General features: G+C 46.9%; 20 protein-coding genes. 9 read left to right on the forward strand and 11 right to left on the reverse strand.

All coding sequences use genetic code 11. The features are described 5' to 3' along the window. Positions 1–106: 106 nt before the first annotated feature. The 5 genes from argB to GA693_RS08880 form a co-directional block, all read right to left on the reverse strand. Entirely contained in the window at positions 107–1,009 is a 903-nt protein-coding gene (argB, locus tag GA693_RS08860; protein ID WP_016659457.1) for an acetylglutamate kinase, read from the reverse strand. Between the two features lie 10 nt (positions 1,010–1,019). Then, positions 1,020–2,444 (reverse strand): phosphomannomutase/phosphoglucomutase, encoded by a 1,425-nt coding sequence (locus GA693_RS08865; RefSeq protein ID WP_005179784.1) that lies wholly within the window; start codon positions 2,442–2,444, stop codon positions 1,020–1,022. 193 nt (positions 2,445–2,637) lie between these two features. Then, the gene (gene dut, locus GA693_RS08870) at positions 2,638–3,090 is read right to left on the reverse strand and encodes a dUTP diphosphatase (protein WP_005179786.1); all 453 of its coding nucleotides are present in this window, start codon (positions 3,088–3,090) and stop codon (positions 2,638–2,640) included. 30 nt (positions 3,091–3,120) lie between these two features. Continuing rightward, positions 3,121–5,160, reverse strand: coding sequence for a UvrD-helicase domain-containing protein (locus GA693_RS08875; RefSeq protein WP_005179787.1), 2,040 nt, complete (start codon positions 5,158–5,160; stop codon positions 3,121–3,123). A gap of 127 nt (positions 5,161–5,287) precedes the next feature. Beyond that, positions 5,288–5,938, reverse strand: coding sequence for an OmpA family protein (locus tag GA693_RS08880; RefSeq protein WP_104472555.1), 651 nt, complete (start codon positions 5,936–5,938; stop codon positions 5,288–5,290). A gap of 242 nt (positions 5,939–6,180) precedes the next feature. On the opposite strand from GA693_RS08880, the gene GA693_RS08885 reads away from it, so the two are divergent. The 6 genes from GA693_RS08885 to GA693_RS08910 all read left to right on the forward strand — a co-directional run bounded on the left by GA693_RS08885 (position 6,181) and on the right by GA693_RS08910 (position 10,665). Beyond that, on the forward strand, positions 6,181–7,101 hold the full coding sequence (locus tag GA693_RS08885) for an acyltransferase (RefSeq protein WP_005179793.1): 921 nt from the start codon (positions 6,181–6,183) through the stop codon (positions 7,099–7,101). Positions 7,102–7,119: 18 nt separating this feature from the next. After that, a complete protein-coding gene (locus GA693_RS08890) occupies positions 7,120–8,175 on the forward strand; it encodes a hypothetical protein (protein ID WP_035363269.1) in 1,056 nt (351 codons plus the stop codon). A 121-nt stretch (positions 8,176–8,296) separates the two neighbouring features. Further along, positions 8,297–9,019 carry a septum site-determining protein MinC gene (gene minC / locus GA693_RS08895; RefSeq protein ID WP_005179806.1) on the forward strand — a complete coding sequence of 241 codons (723 nt, stop codon included), beginning with the start codon at positions 8,297–8,299 and terminating at the stop codon, positions 9,017–9,019. Positions 9,020–9,087: 68 nt separating this feature from the next. Beyond that, a complete protein-coding gene (minD, locus tag GA693_RS08900) occupies positions 9,088–9,900 on the forward strand; it encodes a septum site-determining protein MinD (RefSeq protein ID WP_005179808.1) in 813 nt (270 codons plus the stop codon). Positions 9,901–9,902: 2 nt separating this feature from the next. Beyond that, positions 9,903–10,175 (forward strand): cell division topological specificity factor MinE, encoded by a 273-nt coding sequence (minE, locus tag GA693_RS08905; RefSeq protein WP_160241044.1) that lies wholly within the window; start codon positions 9,903–9,905, stop codon positions 10,173–10,175. A gap of 202 nt (positions 10,176–10,377) precedes the next feature. Then, complete coding sequence (locus GA693_RS08910; RefSeq protein WP_005179823.1) at positions 10,378–10,665, forward strand: PA4642 family protein; 288 nt, start codon at positions 10,378–10,380, stop codon at positions 10,663–10,665. Between the two features lie 62 nt (positions 10,666–10,727). On the opposite strand, the gene GA693_RS08915 is transcribed toward GA693_RS08910, so the two are convergent. Then, positions 10,728–13,787 carry a DNA translocase FtsK gene (locus GA693_RS08915; protein ID WP_160241043.1) on the reverse strand — a complete coding sequence of 1,020 codons (3,060 nt, stop codon included), beginning with the start codon at positions 13,785–13,787 and terminating at the stop codon, positions 10,728–10,730. Positions 13,788–14,034: 247 nt separating this feature from the next. Between GA693_RS08915 and trxB the strand changes: the two genes are divergently transcribed. The 3 genes from trxB (at position 14,035) to GA693_RS08930 (ending at position 16,635) form a co-directional block, all read left to right on the forward strand. After that, on the forward strand, positions 14,035–14,991 hold the full coding sequence (gene trxB / locus GA693_RS08920) for a thioredoxin-disulfide reductase (RefSeq protein ID WP_016659465.1): 957 nt from the start codon (positions 14,035–14,037) through the stop codon (positions 14,989–14,991). A gap of 80 nt (positions 14,992–15,071) precedes the next feature. Beyond that, on the forward strand, positions 15,072–15,803 hold the full coding sequence (aat, locus tag GA693_RS08925) for a leucyl/phenylalanyl-tRNA--protein transferase (protein ID WP_005179830.1): 732 nt from the start codon (positions 15,072–15,074) through the stop codon (positions 15,801–15,803). A gap of 16 nt (positions 15,804–15,819) precedes the next feature. Further along, a complete protein-coding gene (locus tag GA693_RS08930; protein WP_005179833.1) occupies positions 15,820–16,635 on the forward strand; it encodes an arginyltransferase in 816 nt (271 codons plus the stop codon). A 19-nt stretch (positions 16,636–16,654) separates the two neighbouring features. Here GA693_RS08930 and rimI read toward each other — a convergent pair whose 3' ends face one another. The 5 genes from rimI to rpsG form a co-directional block, all read right to left on the reverse strand. After that, a complete protein-coding gene (gene rimI, locus GA693_RS08935) occupies positions 16,655–17,119 on the reverse strand; it encodes a ribosomal protein S18-alanine N-acetyltransferase (RefSeq protein WP_160241042.1) in 465 nt (154 codons plus the stop codon). Between the two features lie 103 nt (positions 17,120–17,222). Further along, complete coding sequence (locus tag GA693_RS08940) at positions 17,223–18,104, reverse strand: metal-dependent hydrolase (protein ID WP_160241041.1); 882 nt, start codon at positions 18,102–18,104, stop codon at positions 17,223–17,225. A 212-nt stretch (positions 18,105–18,316) separates the two neighbouring features. Continuing rightward, complete coding sequence (gene tuf / locus GA693_RS08945; protein WP_160241040.1) at positions 18,317–19,507, reverse strand: elongation factor Tu; 1,191 nt, start codon at positions 19,505–19,507, stop codon at positions 18,317–18,319. Positions 19,508–19,601: 94 nt separating this feature from the next. Next, positions 19,602–21,737: an elongation factor G gene (gene fusA, locus GA693_RS08950; protein WP_160241039.1), complete on the reverse strand. Its 2,136-nt coding sequence runs from the start codon at positions 21,735–21,737 to the stop codon at positions 19,602–19,604. 132 nt (positions 21,738–21,869) lie between these two features. After that, positions 21,870–22,340: a 30S ribosomal protein S7 gene (rpsG, locus tag GA693_RS08955; RefSeq protein ID WP_005179845.1), complete on the reverse strand. Its 471-nt coding sequence runs from the start codon at positions 22,338–22,340 to the stop codon at positions 21,870–21,872. Between the last annotated feature and the right edge of the window lie 157 nt (positions 22,341–22,497).

Below are 22,497 nucleotides of genomic sequence, written 5' to 3' on the forward strand. Positions count from 1 at the left end.
ACTCCTAATGTTCTGCCTATACACTAGGCGATGCAGATGACAATTCAATGACCAAAAATCAGCCATAAAAAAAGGCCTCCTTAGAGACCTTGAGTTGTTTTAACTCTTAGTGTTTGGCGGCACGGTTGGTAATTAAAGTGCCCACTCCATGGTCAGTAAAGACTTCCAGCAAAGAGGCATGTGGCACACGGCCATCGACAATATGCGCACTGACCACGCCATTTTTGACAGCATCCAGCGCACAGCCTACTTTCGGAATCATACCGCCATAAATTACGCCGGTTTCAATTAACTGATCGACTTCCTGAGTGGTTAAACCGGTCAGCAGATTCTTGTTGGCATCCAGTACACCCGTAATGTTGGTCAACAGAATCAGTTTTTCTGCGCCCAAAGCTTCAGCCACCTTACCAGCGACCAGATCGGCATTAATATTATAGGTATTACCGTCTTCATCGACGCCCAACGGTGCAATCACCGGAATAAAATCGCTTTGGGTAAACATTTCCAGTACGTCGGTTTTCACGCCGACCACTTCACCGACCAAGCCTAAATCAATTTTCTGTACTGAGCCATCTTCTGCAGTTTTTTCCATCAGCAGTTTTTTGGCCCGAATCAGGTTGCCATCTTTACCGGTCAAACCAATGGCACGACCGCCATGCTGGTTAATTAAATTGACGATAGATTTATTCACGCTACCGCCGAGCACCATTTCCACCACTTCCATGGTCGCCGGATCAGTCACGCGCATGCCATCAATACGGTCAGATTCACGGCCCAGCTGTTTCAGGAAGGAATCGACCTGTGGACCACCGCCATGCACCACAATCGGGTTTAAACCGACCGTTTTAAGCAGCACAATGTCACGTGCAAATGAACTTTCCAGCTCAGGATCGGTCATGGCATTGCCACCATATTTCACGACCAGCGTTTTACCCATAAAACGTTGAATATACGGCAAAGCTTCTGTCAGAATCTGTGCTTTGTCGATGCCAGTCTGTTGCTGTGGCATGCGCCTCTCCTTATTGAGCATCTAAAATGTCTTGAGCAATCTGCGGATAACGGTTGCTCAGCATGGAAACAAAGGTATGACGAATATCCGCTAATCGTGCCGGATTATCGGCATCAAAACGTACTGTAAAATATTCGCCCGTATTCGATGCTCGAATAATGCCAAAACCATCTTCAAAATCAAGTCGAACGCCATCAATTTTACTTAATTGTGCGGCCAATGGCTGACTTAAGGTTTCAAGCTCATGTAAAACATGCGCTGAAGCAATGTTGTGAGTGCTGATATAAGTATCTTCAGTACAACAGCGTTCAGGATATTTGGCCAGCAGTTCAGACAGGCTTCGCTCCGGGCGCTGGCTTAAATATTCCATCACCCGCAGCGCGGCATACAGGCCATCATCATAGCCAAAGCCGCGCCCGTCATTAAAGACATAATGCCCGGCATATTCACCACCAAACACTGCGTGTCCCTTTGATTGCGCCAGATACTGACGCAGGAAGGTGCTGCCGGTACGAATCATTACCGGATGGCCACCCAGCGCGCGTACCGTGTTACGCACCATGGTCGAACACTTCACATCAAACACCACTTCATGCTGTGGATGTTGCTGTAAACACATTTCGGCAAACAATGCCAGCAAACGGTCTGCACCAATCACTTTGGCCTGTTCATCGACCAGAACCAGACGGTCGCCATCGCCATCCAGTGCAATGCCTAAATCTGCCTGATGCTGCTGTACCGCCTGTTTCAGCTTGCTTAAATGTTTTTCCTGAGAGGGATCTGGGGCATGATCGGGGAAATGCCCATTGGCTTCACAACGAATCGTAATCAGCTCACAGCCCAGTTTTTGCAAGACCAGCGCGGCACAGCGGCCGGCTGAACCATGCAGACCATCGAGTACCACCTTAAAACGGCGCTGTAATTGAATATCATCGAGTAGCGCCTGCTGATACTGCAGGCAAAATTCCGGATAAATCTGATGCAGCTGTTCAGCCACAGGCTGCTGCCGATGCGCCAGAAAATAGTTGCTGGCATGAGCCGCCACCTGCTGGATCTTGTCTGGCGTCGGGGGTTCACCGCCCAGAATCCATTTAATGCCATTGTCAGATTTGGCATTGTGACTGGCCGTGACCATAATACCATTGCCATCAAACTGGCGGGCAATGTAATACAGCATCGGACTGGAACAACAGCCCATTAAGGTCGGGCTTAAACCCTGCTGCTGGAGCACCTGCATGATCAGATCGGCATAGGCCGGACTGCTGAGACGGGCATCATAACCAATCACCACACGTGTGCTGCCCGTGTTTTTAATTTGTACGGCCAAACCCAACGCCACCGCTTGCACCAGTTCAGGCGTCAGCAAAGTCACCTTGCCACGAATGTCGTAAGCACGGAAAACCTGAAAAGGGAAACTGGACTGTTGAATATCCATGGCAGAACTACTTTATATATGAATAGGGAGAATGATTGTTTTAGGCTTTTTAATATAAGTTAATATAAGAACTGATTCTATGCGGCCGAAAACAGAATTCACGCTACAAAATGTAATTTTAAGTGTTTGTTGCGTTACTTTCTAGCGTGTTGTGATAAAGCCTAATGTTTAGGCTTTATCATTCAAGCAGATTTTAAGCTTTACCGGTATGGCCAAAACCGCCAGCACCACGTTCGGTGGCTTCAAATTCCTCAACCAGATCAAACTGGGCTTGTACCACCGGCACCAGCACATATTGCGCCAGACGCTCACCTGGTTCCAGGCTAAATGCAGTCTGACCACGGTTCCATACCGACACCATCAGCTCACCCTGATAGTCAGAATCAATCAGGCCAACCAGGTTGCCGAGCACAATACCGTGTTTATGGCCCAGACCCGAACGCGGCAGAATTAAACCGGCAAAATGCGGATCTTCAATATAAATCGCCAGACCGGTTTTCACCAATACGGTTTGACCCGGCTCAATGACAGTGGTCTCATGCACGCAGGCACGCAAATCCAAACCTGCCGAACCAGAGGTGGCATAGGTTGGCATTGGCCATTCTTGGCCCAAACGTGCATCAAGCACTTTTACCTGAACTTTCATCAGTAATTCCTGTTTATATCAATGAATGGTTTAGCGTTTAATTAACGCACGTAAATTTTCCAGATAATGCTGGGCCTGCAGTTTCGGATCGATATCGCCAGCCAGCTTTTTCTTGCGACCCAGCCATTCCAGCTCATCTTGTGGCATTTCATCTAGGAAGCGGCTTGGGGTCATCTGTTTCATCTGCCCGCCAGCCTTACGCTGCTCGGCCAGGGTAATGGTGAGGCCTTGACGCGCACGGGTAATGCCCACGTACATCAAACGGCGTTCTTCTTCGACCGTCTCAGCCACAATCGAGTTTTTATGCGGCAGAATTTCCTCTTCCAGTCCAATTAAATAGACATACGGAAATTCCAGACCTTTGGAGGCATGCAAGGTTAATAAGTTGACCTTGTCAGTGTCTTCTTCCTCCTGTTGCTGCTCCAGCATATCCAGCAGCACCATTTTACGGATCACGCTTTCAATATTTTTTTCGTCCACATCTTCAGCGCGGTTAATCAGGCTTTGAATACTGCTGTACAGCACTTCAATATTGTCCAGCTTGGTTTTTTCCTGCGCAGGCGTGGCGGCGCTTTCTTTGACGTAGTCGATATAACCAGCTTCGTTCATCATCTGGCGGATGATTGGCACCGGTTCATCATCTTCCAGCAATTCACGGGTAAAGTTCTGGATAAAGTCGGCAAACTCGGCCAGCTGAGTCGTGGCTTTTTTCGGAATGGCCATGGTCAAACGCTGATCACCTGCTGCCGCCAGCAAGGACAGATGGTTTTCCTGTGCAAATAAGCCCAGTTTTTCCAAGGTCACCGGGCCGATGGCACGTTTTGGCGTGTTGATAATGCGCAGGAAAGCACTGTCATCTTCCGGGTTAATAATCAGCCGTAAATAGCTCATCACATCTTTAATTTCTGCCCGGGCGAAGAAAGACTGACCTCCTGACAGCTTGTACGGAATCTGCATCTGGCGCAGCTGGGTTTCCAGAATACGCGCCTGGAAGTTACCGCGATACAAAATCGCATAATCTTTCCAGTTTTTACCGTTCATCAGTTTATGCGTGATCAGGTCTTTGACCACGCGCTCTGCTTCATCATCATCATTGCGGCAGGTAATCACCCGGATGACTTCACCATGGCCTTTGTCCGACCAGAGTTTTTTGTCAAAAATATGCGGGTTATTGCCAATTACAGTATTGGCCGCTTTTAGAATCCGGCTGGTGGAGCGGTAGTTCTGCTCCAGCTTGATCACTTTTAAATTTGGGAAATCTTCTTTTAAGAGCGCCATATTTTCCGGTTTGGCGCCGCGCCAGGCGTAAATGGACTGGTCATCATCCCCTACGGCGGTGAACTGTCCCATTACCCCGACCAGAAGTTTGACCAGAATATACTGCGCGGTGTTGGTGTCCTGATACTCATCGACGAGCAAATAACGCACCCGGTTTTGCCATTTATCGCGGACTTCAGCATTTTCCTGCAATAACCGGGTTGGCATCACAATCAGGTCATCAAAATCGACTGCGTTATAGGCACGTAAATTACGCTCATACAGCTGATATAAATGCGCCATCTGGATATCTTCTGGCGTTTCACAGGTGGTATGTGCCTGCTCCGGTGGAATCAGGTCATTTTTCCAGTCCGAAATCATTTTCATGGCCCGCGCAATCAGCTCTTTGCTTTCTGCACCCGATAAATTGTCGCGATGCATCAGATCCATCAGAATGCGTTTGCAGTCGTCGGCATCCAGAATCGAAAAGTTGGCTTTAAGCGGGGTATGTTTCAGCTCTAAACGCAGTAAATTTAAACCGAACGTATGGAAGGTCGAGACCGAAAGACCTTTGGCTTCTTCACGCGACAGCAACTTACCAACCCGCTCTTTCATTTCACGCGCAGCCTTGTTGGTAAAGGTCATGGCGGTAATCCGGTGCGCCGGAATACGGCATTGCTGCACCAGATAGGCAATTTTCCGGGTAATCACCGAGGTTTTACCTGAACCTGCACCTGCAAGCACTAACAAGGGTCCTTGAGTATATTTCATGGCTTCAAGTTGCTTGTCATTGAGTTGACTTGCCAGTGACATAGTGTTTCCTCTATTTCGGTTCGAGCTCGATTATAGTCATCTCCACCACAGTTGCCTAATCTAAAATGCTGCTTTTCTGGTCATAAAAAAAACCACCCGAAGGTGGTTTTTTGAATTCTGGACCGAATTACTGGATCGCGTAAATGCTGATCTCAACACGACGGTTTTGTTCACGGCCTTCTGCAGTTGCGTTAGATGCGATCGGGTTTGATGAACCGTGACCTTGGGCATTAATACGTGCAGTTGATACACCACGAGATGCCAGGTAGCTCGCTACAGATTGTGCACGCGCCTGAGATAACGGGATGTTGATAGAGTCATTACCGGTGCTGTCAGTATAACCTGTCACCAAGATACCGCTCTTGTTATCTTCTGTCAGGACTTGCGCCACTTTATCTAGAGTTGCATAGAAGTTTGGCTTGATGTTTGACTTGTTGGTATCAAAAGTAATGTTACCTGGCATGATCAGGCCAACAGAACCATCTGGGTTACGGTTAACATCTACACCGGTACCAGCCATTTGTTGACGTAATTTTTTCTCTTTATTGTCCAAGTAGATACCTGCAGCCCCACCGAGTACCGCACCAATTGCTGCTGCACGGTTGTTTTGTGCGCTGGTATTGGCGTTCCCTTTAGAAATACCATAACCTGCTGCCGCACCAATAATGGTTCCTAATGCGGTTTTGTCATATTCTACGCCGCCCAGGTTATTACCAGTGGTTTGACAACCTGTTAATACCATTGCCCCGACTACTGCTGAAATTGCTAGTGCACGCATCGCATGCCTCCTTACTTGTGTTTTTCGTATATGGGAAAGTTTGGATGAAATAAAGTGCTTAGACCATTGATTTTTTGTTAATAAATAAACTTTTATTTACAATTTGCAATAATCTCATGTTGTTCTACGCATAAGTTCACCATAATTCCTACACAGTTTCACTTCAACACTTTTTTATTTTAAAAACAACAATTATATTGGGCAGAACTTCGTATAAGTTGTTTTTATATTCAGGACTGTTTATGTCATCTAAAACCAATAAGCAACCGCTCTTAAAAAAAATCACAAAAGGGCTTACGGTCAGCTCAGTGATCACCGGCAGCACTTTTTTACATGGACCGCCGGTACTGGCTTTGGGCCTGACCAAATTGTTCAAGAAATCGGCCAAGGTCGACCAGACCAATATCCAGATTACCAACAGCTGGCTGAGTGTCAACAACTGGCTGATTGACCATGTATTACCCAATACCCACTGGGACATCAGTATTGAAGATGGTCTGGAACTGAGCATGCAGGGCCGTTATTTAATGACCTGTAATCACCAGAGCTGGGTCGATACCACCGTCAACCAGTATTTCGGTTTAACCCGTATGCCACTGACCCGTTTCTTTACCAAATGGGAGCTGATCTTTATTCCTTTTGTCGGACAAGCCTTTAAAATTCTGGGTTTTCCAATGATGAAACGGCACACCAAAGAACAGATTGCCAAAAATCCGGCGCTAAAAGACCGCGATATGCTGGAAGCGCGTAAATCTTGCGAGCAACTGCTCAGCCAGCCATTTACCCTGCTCAACTATCTGGAAGGCACGCGCTTTACCCAGGAAAAGCATGATCAGCAACAATCACCGTATCAGCATCTGCTGAAACCCAAAGCTGGCGGTCTGGCGCTGGCGCTGAATATTCTCGGCAATGAAATTGATGCGCTGGTAGATATGACCATTGTGTATCCGGACGGCGCACCGGGTTATGGTGAATTCTGGCTGGGTGAAGTGCCACGTATTGCGGTCAATCTGCGAAAAATTGACATTCCAGACTGGGTCTTGGGTGGTGACTATGAAGAAGATGCCGCATATCGGGAACGTTTTCAGGACTGGGTGCATCAACTCTGGACAGAGAAAGATCAGCTCATTCATGAAATGAAACAGAAATTTGCTGAGCAGTAAGCGAGTACCAAAAGCATTATGAAGAAACGCGAAGAGCCGGTGATCAAATCTTCCTTTCACTTTGTCAGAAAGGACTCATGGAGCTGGAAAGTAGTGCTGGTATACGACATCTTTATGATGGCGTTAATTCTCATCAACCTGTTCTGCCTGAGTGCCAATGCCATTTTGATGAGTGATTTTGGTGACTGGCTTTTCAACTTTATTCAGTTGCCGGAGGTATTGCAGTTTTATCGCACGGAACTGCGTCCCTGGGTCATTATTACCGAAGGCTGGTTTACCACCTTCCTGATTATCGAATTGCTGGTACGTTGGGGCCTGGCGATTATTTTCCGGCATCATGCCCGCTGGTGGTTCTTCCCCTTCGTACACTGGTATGAAGTGCTGTCGATTCTGCCACAGCTGCGTTTTCTGCGTTTATTACGTGCCGTGGCAATTGGCTACAACCTATATAGTCATGGCTACAAGGTCATCCCGGACAGCATCTTCCGACGTGCCAACTTTTATTACAACCTGGTGATGGAAGAACTGTCGAGCCGGATTGTGCTGACCATTGTCAATAACCTGCAACGTGAACTGAGCAGCAGCACTGGTCATCGCCAGTTTATTGATGATCTGGTCGAGCAGCACCGCAAACTGCTGGCCGCAGCACTGGCCGACATCTTGCAGCAATCTTTGGGTAAAGAATTGCAGAGCCAGCGTCAGAGCATTGCCGAAAATGTCGGTCAGGTGGTGAGTCAGGCCATTGAAGATACCCCGGAGCTGACCCAGTTACTGCGCCTGCTGCCAATTGTCGGCGGACGTATGGAACGGCAGATTCAAAGCATTGGCCAACGTTTGGGTGAAAATATTACCCAAGGGCTGATTCAGCCTTTTGCCCATCATGACACCCTGCCAGATAATGTGGCCTATGCGCATATTGCTGACAAAGTCAGCCAGATCGAGATTGAACATAATCCGCATATTGATGCGTTGGTAGAATCTGCGGTATTTGAAACCCTGGAAGCTATTCGCAAACAGGTCAAAGTGAAAAAGTGGCAACAGATCCTGAATGAGCAGGAAACTGACAAAGAATAGCCAGCAATAAAAATATTTAAACCTTCGGCTAGAGTATTCGGCCGAATTGTTCTAGGATTTGCTCTATTTACAACATTTACTTCGACAACAATGAACAGGTCAGAAGTCTTAAGGAATCATTATGGCTGACATACGGATAAAAGGCAGAATGGTCAATGCGATTCGCATTAGCTTAGATACAGATGATCATGATGCGATCCGCCAGCAATTGAGCCCAATGTTACAAAAAGGGTTTCCACCCCAAATTCCGGCGGTGATTGAAAGTTCGGTAGATCAGGAATTAATTGCCCTGATTCAACTGCTGATTGATCTGAATGTACAGCCACTGGCCGTGGTAGAAGGCATTCTGTCGGAACAGGCGCGTGCCATCCAGTTCCCGGTAATTCCGCAAGATCGTCAGTTACAACAGATCAAAGCCACCCAGGAACAGGTCATTGAAACTCCGGCAGAACCTGAAGCGCCTGCCGCAGAAGCCGCGGTGGTAGAAGCTGCAGCGGCACGAATTTCGCATGTGACCTCTTATCACGATGAAATTCTGCGTACCGGTCAATGTCTGGTCCAGAACCAGGGCGATATTATCTTGAAAGCTGGTATTAACAGCGGTTCGGAAGTGATTGCTTCAGGAAATATACATATTTATGGTAGCGTTCGTGGTAGAGTCATTGCCGGCGCAGGTGGGAACAGTTCAGCACGAATTTTCTGTCATTCCCTAGAAGCAGAATTGGTATCTATTGCAGGCACTTACTGTGTGGCGGACGATATTCCCCCGCACGTAACGAAAAAACCGGTACATATTTACCTAAATGACAACCAAGAGCTTGTATTTGAAGCTCTGGAATTTTAATGTATAAATAAACACCAAAAAACCCCATACACAAAAGGGGGATTTAAACCATAACAGGAGTGGATTCGGTGGCGAAAATTGTTGTCGTAACATCAGGCAAAGGTGGCGTAGGTAAAACTACAACGAGTGCATCTTTTGCAACAGGTTTAGCCCTACGTGGCCACAAAACTGTTGTTATCGATTTTGACGTGGGTTTGCGTAACCTGGACTTGATCATGGGTTGTGAACGTCGCGTTGTTTATGATTTTGTGAATGTTTTAAATAATGAAGCGCGTTTACAACAAGCATTAATTCGCGATAAAGATATTGAAAACCTTTATATTTTACCTGCTTCTCAAACTCGTGATAAAGATGCCCTGACCGATGAAGGTGTGGCACGTGTCATGGATGAGCTTGCTCAAGAGTTTGATTACATTATCTGTGACTCACCAGCAGGGATTGAGCGTGGCGCCATTTTAGCCATGTACCATGCCGATGAAGCGATTATTGTGACCAACCCTGAAATTTCTTCAGTACGTGACTCGGATCGTATTATTGGCATGCTCGACAGCAAAACCAAAAAAGTAGAACAAAACGAAGGACGTATCCGTAAGCATTTATGTATCACACGTTTCAATCCGGAACGTGCCGATAAACAGGAAATGCTCACCATTGACGATATTTCAAAAGATATTTTACGTGTACCAACTTTAGGTGTAATTCCAGAATGTAAAAGCGTTCTGCAAGCATCTAACGAAGGTAAGCCAGTCATTCTGTATAGCGAAACTGAAGCGGGTCAGGCGTATGATGACCTGGTGGCACGTTTCTTGGGTGAAGAGCGTCCATACCGTCACATTACTGCTAAACCTAAAGGCTGGTTAGCACGATTATTTGGAGCGTAATTATGGCAGGATTCTGGAGTAAATTATTTAGCAGCGAAGAAAAAGTATCAAGTGCTCAAACCGCCAAGGATCGTTTAAAAGTCATTGTTGCTTCTGAAAATGGTTTAGGCCGCCGCCTGAGCCAGGACAAAATTGACCAGATGAAAAAAGAAATCATGCAGGTCGTGAACCGCTATGTCCGCGGTGTCGATGAACAGCACATTCAAATGTCGGTACGTTCTGAAGCCAACATTGAAATGCTTGAAATGAATATCAATTTGCCTGAAGAGCGATAATCTGATTTTTGATTAGTCAAGCAAATTGAATCAAGGCAGAATATGAGGCGGAAATAGCAAACTTAAAGCATTGCTTTAAGGATTTGCCCAGCCGCAAGACGAGAAGCTGTGCTTCAAGATAAAGTGCACAAAGACACTTTGCCTCTTGCGAACTCATATTTTGCCTTTTTTTCATTTCGAAAAACTATTCCAGGAGATTGCGATGGCATTGTCTCAACCAGCAACATTCAATGAAGAATGGTCAGATGAGCGTGTATTTGCCTACCTGAATCAGCTTCCTCCTCATGGTGTGAATGCCGATTTCCATGTGCTTTACCATGCATTTAAACATATGCGCCCAACAGACTATGAGCGCTTACTGACCCAGTTTGTTGCCGATGGCCGTGATGTAAATGCCACCAATCCTGAAGGACAGCGCATTCATGACGTGATTGCAGAATTCCCGCGCCAAAGCGCAGAATTCTTGGCAGTACTGGCAAAATTTGCTTAAGTCGCACTGCCGATAAAAAGCCCACCTATTGGTGGGCTTTGTTTATAAAGATCGAGAACAGCTTAAACCAGAATTTCACGCTTGCCGTTCGGACCCTGTTCACTGACAATACCCTGCTCCTGCATCTGATCGACAATACGCGCCGCACGGTTATAACCGAGGCTAAACTTACGCTGTAAAGACGATACCGATACTTTACGGGTTTCCAGCACAAAGGCCACACACTGGTCATACAGCGCATCACGGTCTGAGCCGCCATCACCACCATCTTCAAAACCACGTGACGCTGGTTCTTCATCAAATGGAGTCAGAATTTCATCGACATAATCCGGTGAACCCCGTTCACGCCAGGCATCACAAATCCGGTTGACTTCATCATCGGAAATAAAGGCACCATGCACACGTTCCGGTTCAATTTTACCTGGTCCAAGGAACAGCATGTCACCATGACCGAGCAGGTCTTCTGCCCCGCCAGCATCCAGAATAGTCCGTGAGTCAATTTTTGAGTTCACGCGCAAGGCCACGCGAGTCGGGATGTTGGCCTTGATCAGACCGGTAATGACATCCACCGATGGACGCTGGGTAGCCAGCAATAAGTGAATCCCAGCTGCACGTGATTTCTGCGCCAGACGGGTAATCATTTCTTCGGCTTTTTTACCGACCTGCATAATCATGTCGGCAAACTCATCCGCCACAATCACAATTGATGGTAACGGCGTCAAGCGCGGTGCACGTTCCTGGGTTGCTGAATCGCCCGGTTTCCAGGTCGGATCAATCAGGTCCTCGCCATTAGCCAGTGCTTCTTCAACCTTGCGATTATAGTCGCTGAGTTTACGGATTTTCAGGAATGACATCAGCTTATAACGGCGTTCCATTTCATTGACACACCAGTTCAGGGCGCTGACCGCATCTTTCATGTCAGTTACCACCGGCGTTAACAAATGTGGAATATCGTTATAGTTGGCCAGTTCCAGCTGTTTCGGGTCAATCAGAATTAAACGCAGTTGATCCGGCTTGTATTTAAGCAACATCGACAGAATCATCGAGTTCACCGCCACCGATTTACCCGAACCGGTGGTCCCCGCAACCAGCATATGCGGCGCTTTGCCCAGTTCGGTAATCACCGGATTACCAGAAATATCTTTACCCATCGCCATCGACAGGATGCCATCCTGATCTTCAAATTTCGGGGTTTGCACCAGCTCAATCAGACGCACCATTTCGCGGGTACTGTTTGGCACCTCAATACCGATATACGGTTTGCCCGGAATCACCTCGACCACACGCACCGAAGCCATCGACATGGAACGGGCCAGGTCACGGGAAATATTGGTGACTTTCGAGGCTTTTACCCCCGGCGCCAGATCCAGCTCAAAACGTGTAACTACCGGTCCCGGCTGCGCTTCCACCACTTTGGCTTTGACATTAAATTCCTGCAGCTTGATTTCCAGCAGTTCAGATAAACGCTCCAGCTGCTCTGCGGTGAAGTTGACCTTTTTATTTGGATCGACCTTATCCAGTAGCTCCAGACCTGGCAATGGTGATAAATCACGACGTTTCTCTGCGACCTGCATGGCACGCGACATTGGACGGCCCATGGCATCGGTTAATGGCGCATCAAAGTCAAATTCATCTTCTTCTTGCGGTTTGCCGGCAGTTTCATGCCACGCCTCAATGAATTCTTCTTTCGATAAGGCTTCTTTCACCGCGTCATTGACCACTGGTGCAGCCGCTGTTGCGGTCGTCGCAGGCTGATGCTGGATTGGCGCCTGTACAAAGGCCGAAGACTGCGCATAACTGCTGGTAGTTCTTGGAGCAGGTGCTTCTGGCTCCAGATCATCAACCAACAGATCATCCAGCCCTTCAAATTCTTCATCACTCAGACGGTTTTTCGGGCTTGCATACTGCGCTGTGGCAGCCGATGGCATTTCAACTGCTTGTGCGTCTGGCACCGGCTGAATGTGCGGCGCGGGTTCAGGCTGCGACTGACTATTAAACGGACTGTGCAGATCCTGAGCAGCTTTCCCATTCGGTACAGCAGCCAGCAATTCATCAAAGATTTCATCATCATCCCAGTCAATATTAGACTGCGGCGTATTCGATGCAGGCGGTGCATCATGCACGGGTTGGACCACTGCATTAAAATGATCTTTCGGTGCGTGCGGAATCTGGTCCTGAGAGGCGCGCAACAATTCATGAATATCCTGACTGTGCTTCTGGTCAGCATCATCATTCAGGGCGCGCCAGACTTCACCGGTTGCCACCACACGCTGACTGTCCTGGGTCAGGCGATGGGCTTTTTCGACCGTCTGCTCAAAGGCCTGCTCTTCTTCATCTAGCAGATCCTGCTCTGCAGAACGCTGCTGTTCACGCTCGACCATATCATCAAACAGACGCTCGGCCACTTGTTCATGACGGGACACCGCTGGTGCCACCGGAGCTTCTTCGACTTCACGATGTTCTGGTGCCGGCGTAACCACTTCGGCTGCAGCCGGTGCAGCGGCCACCACTGTTTTTTTAACGACCGGTGCCGGTTGATCAGCTTTAGGCACATCACGGTAAAACAGGTCTTGTAAATAAGCTGGCGTGGCTTTTAAAGTCACCCAGGTCCGGTTCCATTTAATCCCAAAGGCCAGTGTAAACAGGACACCCCAGAACACCAGCAGGAAAAAAGCTGCACCATAAATAGTGAGCAGCTGCGACAGGCTCTGCCCCAGTTCATACCCAATAATCCCGCCAGAAGCATTTTCCAGTGTATCGGCCGGCACTTGCCAGAACAAATACAATAGACTGGCAGTGGCCAGCAAAATAAAGAACTGCGCCGCATAACGGAAAGGACGGTTCAGGAAACTACGCGGCCACCACACCTGAATGGCTTCAATAAACAGGTACAGCGGAATCAGCAGACTGGCCCAGCCCAAAAAGCCGAACAACAGGTCGGCAATCCATGCGCCGGCGACCCCGCTGGCATTGGACACCTGCTGGGTATCACTAGACAAATGCATCCAGCCCGGATCAAAAGGGGTATAGGTGACTGTCGCAAGGAACAGATAAATCCCGAATGAAACCAAAAATAATGTCATTATTAAGCGCTGTGCATAAGCACCCGACACCGCAGTCATATACTGTCCTGTAACCAATTTTTCATAAATGTTCTTGTGCAACCCGCCAGTTTGGCATGGCCATAAAATAGATATTATGCACCTGTTGCAGCAAAAAAGATGCAAGATTATTGAAGTCAGTTGTTAACTTTTTCTATATAGCTTAAATCGATTTCTATGATCAATAATATCCACTGAATCTCACACAACTGTTATACAGTTTCACGTATAATTCCATAAATTGCTCAATAATAAAAGGATGCTACAGATGGGTGCTCGTCATTCACGTTTGATTATTTTAGGTTCAGGACCTGCAGGTTATAGTGCTGCCGTTTATGCTGCACGTGCCAATTTAAAACCAACCTTAATTGCAGGTTTACAACTCGGTGGTCAACTTACGACGACAACAGAAGTAGATAACTGGCCGGGCGATCCGGAAGGTCTGACAGGCCCAGCGCTCATGGAACGTATGCAGGCCCATGCAGAACGTTTCGGGACCGAAATTGTCTATGACCATATCAATGAAGTCGATTTAAGTGTGCGTCCATTCGTCCTTAAAGGCGATATGGAAGAGTTCACCTGTGATGCCTTAATTATTGCCACCGGTGCTACGGCTCAATACCTCGGTCTGGAGTCTGAAGCCAAATTCATGGGCCAAGGTGTTAGTGCCTGTGCCACCTGTGATGGTTTCTTCTATAAAAACCAGAACGTGATGGTAGTCGGTGGTGGTAATACCGCAGTTGAAGAAGCGCTGTATCTTTCCAATATCGCCTCTCACGTGACCCTGGTACACCGCCGTGACAGCCTGCGTTCAGAGAAAATTCTGCAAGATCATATTTTTGCCAAAGAAAAAGAAGGCAAAATCAGCATTCTCTGGAACAACCAGGTCGATGAAGTCCTGGGTGATGCACAATCTGGTGTGACTGCCGTACGTTTGAAATCTACTGTCGATGGTTCAACCCAGAATGTAGATGTATCTGGTATGTTCGTGGCGATTGGTCACAAGCCAAATACGGGCATGTTCGAAGGCCAGTTAAACCTGCGTGATGGTTATATTCAGGTTCAAAGTGGTACTGCCGGTAACGCAACCCAAACCTCTGTACCGGGCGTATTCGCAGCCGGTGACGTGGCAGACAGCGTCTATCGTCAAGCGATTACATCAGCTGGTTCAGGCTGTATGGCAGCCCTAGATGCTGAAAAATATCTGGATGCCCTAGGTGAATAATTTTGCCTAAAGCACGAGCCGCCCAATCCGGGCGGCTTTTTTATGTATGATAGAGATCTGTTTCGATTCAGAGTAGCTGTATGACCGCACTTGCACCCTCACAATTTATTTTCCCCCATCCTGATGAAGCTGATCCACAGGGTGAAGGACTGATTTGTATTGGTGCAGACCTGTCCCCCTCGACCCTGTTTGAAGCTTATACCCACGGCCTGTTTCCGTGGTTTTCCGACGGTGATCCGATTTGCTGGTGGAGTCCCGAGCCGCGCTGCATTATCCGCCCTCAGGATTATCATCCAAGCAAGTCACTGCTGCGTAACATGAAAAAAGGTGATTACCGGATTAGCATCAATCAGGCCTTTGAACGGGTGATTCGCTGTTGTTCGCTGCCACGGGCCTATGCCAATGACACCTGGATTTCCGAAGACATCATTCAGGGCTATATTGACCTGTTTGAGGCCGGTTATGGCTATAGTGTCGAAGTCTGGGAGCAGGATGCGCTGGTCGGTGGTTTGTATGGCGTCACCATTGGCCGCGGCTGCTTTGGCGAGTCAATGTTTAGCCAGCGCACAGATGTCTCTAAAATGGCGTTTTATACCTTAATGCTGATTGGCCGCGACAACGCCCTGCCCTGGATTGACTGCCAGCTGGTCAATGACCATCTATTAAGTCTGGGCGCCTGTACAATAACTCGCCAAGCATACTTAAAATCGTTACAAGATGTTGTAAAACAGCCGGCGATAGATTGGAAAAAATACCAGGAGGGTGTATTTTCAAGTAAAACAATAGCGCAAAACGACTCACTGGATGAATAAATAAAGAGGGATTGCCATGAATTCATATCAACCGAAATCCCTGCTCAACGAATTACAATATTATATTACGCCGCCGCATAACTGCAGTTATCTGGATGATAAATCTGCTCGCATGGTGTTTTTAGATCCGGCGCACCGGATTGATGTGGTGACCCTGTCTGAACTGTCACGCATGGGCTTTCGTCGTAGCGGTGACTTTGTCTATCGGCCGGAATGCCATTTATGCCGTCAATGTCTGTCTTCGCGCGTGCCGGTACACGAATTTCAAATGAACAGCACCCAGAAAAAAGCCTGGAAACGCAATCAGGACCTGCACGTCACCATCCGCTCTACCCAAGAAGCCAATGAACAGCATTATGCGCTGTATGAGCGTTATATTAATGAACGCCATGCCGATGGCGATATGTATCCGCCAAGTCAGGATCAGTTTGAAAAATTTCTGGTTCACAGCTGCACCGACAGTTTCTTTTTAGAGCTTTGGCACCAAGACCGGCTAATTGCGGTCTCGACCTGCGACCTGCTCGATGATGGCCTGTCTGCGGTGTATACCTTCTTTGATCCGGATGAAAACCGCCGCTCCTTGGGCGTATTTGCGATCTTAAAGCAGATTGAACACACCCAGAAACTCGGACTGCCTTATGTTTATTTAGGCTATTGGGTGCCGCATTCCAATAAAATGAATTATAAATCGCAGTATGTACCGCTGGAATTGCTGATTGATGGCCAATGGCGCCGGCTCAACCGCAGCTTAAGCAGCGAAGAAATCCGGCAATTGGGAAACTCTCTCATGACCACTCTGCCCAGTGGTTGGAATAATTCGATTATCAAATAAAACCCAATAATTTTAAAAATTAAGGTGATGAGAAGAGCGCGGCAAAATCATCACTACAGGCTTTAACCATAATAACCGCATGTTCACGTGTGCCATCCGGATTTGGATAATAATTTTTGCGCACATCAATCTGATGAAAGCCAGCTTTTTCATACAGACGGATAGCCGCGGTATTGCTTTCACGCACTTCCAGAAAAATTTGTACCGGCTGATTCGGCAACTGCTCAATCGAATGCTCCAACAGCTGATAACCTAGTCCCTTCCCCTGCTGGTCAGGCGCAACCGCCATCAGCAACAGGTTGGCTTCATCCAGCACCGGCTGCAAAATACAGAACCCGACCAGCTGTCCTTGCTGCTCGATTATGGTACATTGATAGCTGTCTACCGCTTCAGCAAACTGTTTCAAGCTCCAGGGATGGCTTTGTACCTGTTGCTCAATGTTAAATACACTATGAATATCAGCGTGTTGCATTAAACGAATCATCTTCGTTCATCATCGGTCAAAACAAAGTTCGCATTATAAGAGCTCTGGATAAAAAATCGAGCAAAAAAAAGGGCAATTTTCATTGCCCCAAGAGTCAACACCGTTAGAAGCCCAATTTGGCTTTCCATGTGTCCAGCAGACTGACGGTATCTAAATCGTTCGGATGAAAGCCCGGGCGGAAATATGCCAGCATCTCACGGCCCATACCGGTAATAATGCCCTTAGAGGAACTATAAGCATAGGTATAAATGGCCTTGAACGCCTCCAGATTTAGCTGTTTGTCTTCTTTTAACAGACGGAACAGGAAATAGTTTTGCACCACAAATAAGGTCAGCATGGCGGCAACCAGTGAGCTGGTGCGCAGTAAATAGGCTTTGGTGCCTTGGCCGAATACACCCTCAAACACATCATAAGCTACCGCTTTATGCTCGTTTTCTTCAATCGCATGCCACAGCCACATGGTTTTCATGGTGTCATCGCTCATCAGTTCCTGAATATGCGAATTACGCAGCAACTGGGTGGCAATGGTCGCGGTAAAATGTTCCAGTGCGGTGGTTGCAGTCAAATCAACCATTTCTTGGGTAATGCCAAAGGGTTTACCGACACCGGCAAATACCTTACGCGCACCTTGAATCACTTTATCGGTATAACGATCTAAACGTTCTACATCATGGCCATATTTTTGTGCCGAGGCATTAAAGCCAACATGCTCCTGGGTATGCATGGCTTCCTGGCCAATAAAGGCTGAAATTTCTTTTTGCAGTTCCTGATTATCTTTAATTGCCGGGTGGTAACGCACTGCACGTACACTATCAATAAAGAATTTTTCACCGGCTGGAAACAGGGCGGATAAAGCGGTCATAAAATGCGTCAGGCCAGCCGAACCTTGCATCCAGTATTCTGGAACCTGATCAAACTCAAACGCCATACGACGCACAGGGAAACTGGCACCTGCGCGGTTGGTAATATTTACTTTAGCATTCATGACCTCAACTCCTTTCAAGTGAAGCGTCTCACCTGAAACTTTTATTTATTTTCTTCAGCCTTATCTTACGTGGTTCTGATATGGAGATAAGTGCAGTTAAGGTCAGGCGAATATCAGTTTAGGACAGCTTGCAGTTAAATTGTCAGACAATTTAATCTGCAAAGATAAAAAAAGCGTCCCTTTGGGACGCTTTTTTCACACTATAGAAGTGATTATGCAGTTACTTTAGAAACTACACCAGCACCTACAGTACGACCACCTTCACGGATCGCGAAGCGTAAGCCAGCGTCCATTGCGATTGGGTGGATTAATTCTACTGACATTTCAACGTTGTCACCTGGCATAACCATTTCAACGCCTTCTTTCAGCTGGATCGCACCAGTTACGTCCGTAGTACGGAAGTAGAACTGTGGACGGTAACCATTTAAGAATGGAGTGTGACGGCCACCTTCGTCTTTAGAAAGTACATATACTTCTGCGTCGAATTTAGTGTGCGGCTTGATTGAACCTGGTTTAGCAAGTACTTGACCACGTTGAACTTCTTCACGCTTAGTACCACGTAGAAGAACACCACAGTTCTCGCCAGCACGACCTTCGTCAAGAAGCTTACGGAACATTTCAACGCCAGTAACAGTTGTTTTCGCTGTATCTTTGATACCCACGATTTCAACTTCTTCACCTACTTTAACGATACCAGTTTCTACACGGCCAGTTACAACTGTACCACGACCAGAAATAGAGAATACGTCTTCGATTGGCATTAAGAATGCTTGGTCGATTGCACGTACTGGCTCTGGAATGTAAGTGTCAAGCGCTTCAACAAGAGCTACAACAGCGTCTTCGCCATATTGACCTGATTCACCGTTAAGTGCTGCAAGAGCAGAACCACGGATTACTGGAGTGTCGTCGCCTGGGAAGTCGTAAGTAGAAAGAAGTTCACGAACTTCCATTTCAACTAATTCGATTAACTCTTCGTCATCTACGATATCGCATTTGTTTAAGAATACAACGATATAAGGTACACCTACCTGACGAGAAAGAAGGATGTGTTCACGAGTTTGTGGCATTGGACCATCAGTCGCTGAACAAACAAGAATCGCACCATCCATCTGAGCAGCACCAGTGATCATGTTTTTAACATAGTCGGCGTGGCCTGGGCAGTCAACGTGAGCGTAGTGACGAGTTGGAGAATCGTATTCTACGTGAGAAGTGTTAATTGTAATACCACGTGCTTTTTCTTCTGGAGCAGAGTCGATTGCAGCGTAATCTTTCGCTTCACCACCGAATTTCTTCGCACATACAGTTGCAATTGCAGCTGTTAAAGTTGTTTTACCATGGTCAACGTGACCGATTGTGCCCACGTTAACGTGTGGCTTATTACGTTCAAACTTAGCCTTAGCCATGTTCATCTTCCTTTGTAGATTACTCATGCAGGATCACTGCATGAGCATTAGATTTTAACTATAAAATTAGTTAGGCAATATAGTAATCGAAAGATTACTCGTCGTCACCTTTTTTACCGCCAGCTTGGAACTTAGCGATGATGCCTTCCGCCACGTTACGTGGAGTTTCAGCGTATTTAGCAAATTCCATAGAGTAAGTCGCACGACCTTGAGACATAGAACGCATTTGAGTCGCGTAACCGAACATCTCAGCCAGTGGAACTTCAGCACGGATTGCTTTAGTACCGCCAGGTAAATCGTCCATACCTTGAACCATACCACGACGACGGTTTAAGTCACCCATGATATCGCCCATGTAGTCTTCTGGAGTTTCTACTTCAACTTTCATGATTGGTTCAAGAAGAACAGGATCTGCTTTCATGAAACCGTCACGGAATGCGTAAGAACCCGCCATTTTGAACGATAATTCGTCAGAGTCGACATCGTGGTAAGAACCGTCGAACAATGTCGCTTTGATGCCAACGACTGGATAACCAGCAAGGACACCATTCTTCATACGTTCTTGGATACCTTTGTCAACCGCACCGAAGAATTCTTTAGGTACTACACCACCAACAACTTCTTCAGCGAACTCGTAGTCTTTACCAGTTTCAGGATCAAGCGGTTCTAAACGTACGTATACGTGACCGAATTTACCTTTACCACCAGTTTGACGAACGAATTTACCTTCTTGTTCGATTGATTTCTTGATCGTTTCACGGTAAGCAACCATTGGTTTACCAATGTTCGCTTCAACGTTGAATTCACGCTTCATACGGTCAACGATGATGTCAAGGTGAAGCTCACCCATACCAGCGATGATAGTCTGACCAGATTCTTCGTCTGTGAATACGCGGAACGATGGATCTTCTTTCGCTAAACGGCCAAGCGCAACTGACATTTTTTCTTGGTCAGCTTTGGTCTTAGGTTCAACAGCCAATTGAATTACTGGCTCTGGGAATTCCATACGCTCAAGTGTGATTACGTTGTTTTCGTCACACAGTGTATCACCCGTAGTTGTGTCTTTAAGACCTACACACGCTGCGATGTCGCCCGCACGAATTTCTTCGATGTCTTGACGGTCGTTTGCGTGCATCTGTACGATACGGCCGATACGTTCACGTTTCATTTTCACTGGGTTGTAAACAGGGCTACCTGCTTTCAGAACACCTGAGTAAACACGTACGAACGTTAAGTTACCTACGAATTTGTCGTTCATGATTTTGAACGCAAGCGCAGAGAACGGAGCATCGTCAGACGCTTCACGAGAACCTTCAGTTTCGTCTTTGTCGTCTAGGATACCTTTGATCGCTTCTACGTCTGTAGGCGCTGGAAGGAATTCAATCACTGCGTCCAACATACGTTGAACACCTTTGTTTTTGAACGCCGAACCACACATCATTGGTTGGATTTCACCAGCCAAAGTACGTTGACGAAGACCAGCTACGATTTCTTCTTTAGAAAGGTCGCCTTCTTCCAGGTATTTGTCCATGAGTTCTTCTGATGCTTCAGCAGCAGCTTCAACCATGTTTGTACGCCATTCTTCAGCTGTATCTTGCAGATCAGCAGGAATGTCGCCGTATTCAAACTTCATACCTTGAGAAGCTTCGTCCCAGATGATTGACTTCATTTCGATTAAGTCAACAACACCTGTGAATGTGTCTTCTGCGCCCACTGGAACAACGATTGGCACTGGGTTCGCACCAAGACGTGTTTTCATTTGCTCAACAACGCGGAAGAAGTTCGCACCAGTACGGTCCATTTTGTTTACGAACGCAATACGAGGCACTTTATATTTGTTCGCCTGACGCCATACAGTTTCAGACTGAGGCTGTACACCACCTACAGCACAGTAAACCATACACGCACCGTCAAGAACACGCATAGAACGCTCAACTTCGATTGTGAAGTCAACGTGTCCCGGGGTGTCAATTACGTTAATACGGTGTTGGTCGAACTGGTTAGCCATACCTTTCCAGAAGCATGTTACAGCTGCTGAAGTAATGGTAATACCACGTTCCTGCTCTTGTTCCATCCAGTCAGTTGTTGCTGAACCTTCGTGAGTTTCACCTAGTTTGTGGCTCTCACCTGTGTAGAACAAAATACGTTCAGAAGTGGTTGTTTTACCTGCGTCAATGTGCGCAGAGATACCAATGTTACGGTAACGAGAAATTGGGGTTTGACGTGCCATGATTTCTAGCATTCCTAAATTTTGTTGTTTAAAACAGGACGCTTTAAGCTGCATAGCAACTTAAAGCGCTTTGATGACAAACTAGTGACAACTAAATTCATCACCCTCCTGATTAGGTCCTGTTTTATCCGCTTAGAAACGGTAGTGAGAGAAGGCTTTGTTGGCTTCAGCCATACGGTGCACATCTTCACGTTTTTTAACCGCTGCGCCTTTACCTTCAGCTGCATCAAGCAACTCACCAGCAAGACGTAAAGCCATAGTTTTTTCAGAACGCTTAGCAGCAGCATCTACTAACCAACGCATCGCTAGAGCAGTACGACGGGATGGGCGTACTTCCATAGGAACTTGATAAGTAGCACCACCAACACGGCGTGCTTTTACTTCAACCATAGGACGAACTTTTTCAAGCGTAGCTTCAAAAAATTCAACTGGGTCTACTTTGTTTTTTTCTTGAACGCGGTCTAAAGCACCGTAAACGATACTTTCAGCAATAGATTTTTTACCATCTTGCATTACGTGGTTCATGAATTTAGCGATTGTTTGGCTGCTGAACTTAGGATCCGGAAGGATTTCACGAGCAGCGACTACGCGACGTCTTGGCATTTTAAAACTACCTATAAATATGACACTTCAGGTTAATCCAGCAGTAGCATAAAGTGTCGTATGCATTCGCTGGCCTTACTATACGTCGCTTGAATATTCACAAAATAAATGCAGAAATCAGACAAGCGAGACGATAAAGGATTGCAGTTCTAACGAA

The organism is Acinetobacter indicus (assembly GCF_009914475.1).
GTDB classification, from domain to species: Bacteria; Pseudomonadota; Gammaproteobacteria; order Pseudomonadales; family Moraxellaceae; genus Acinetobacter; species Acinetobacter indicus.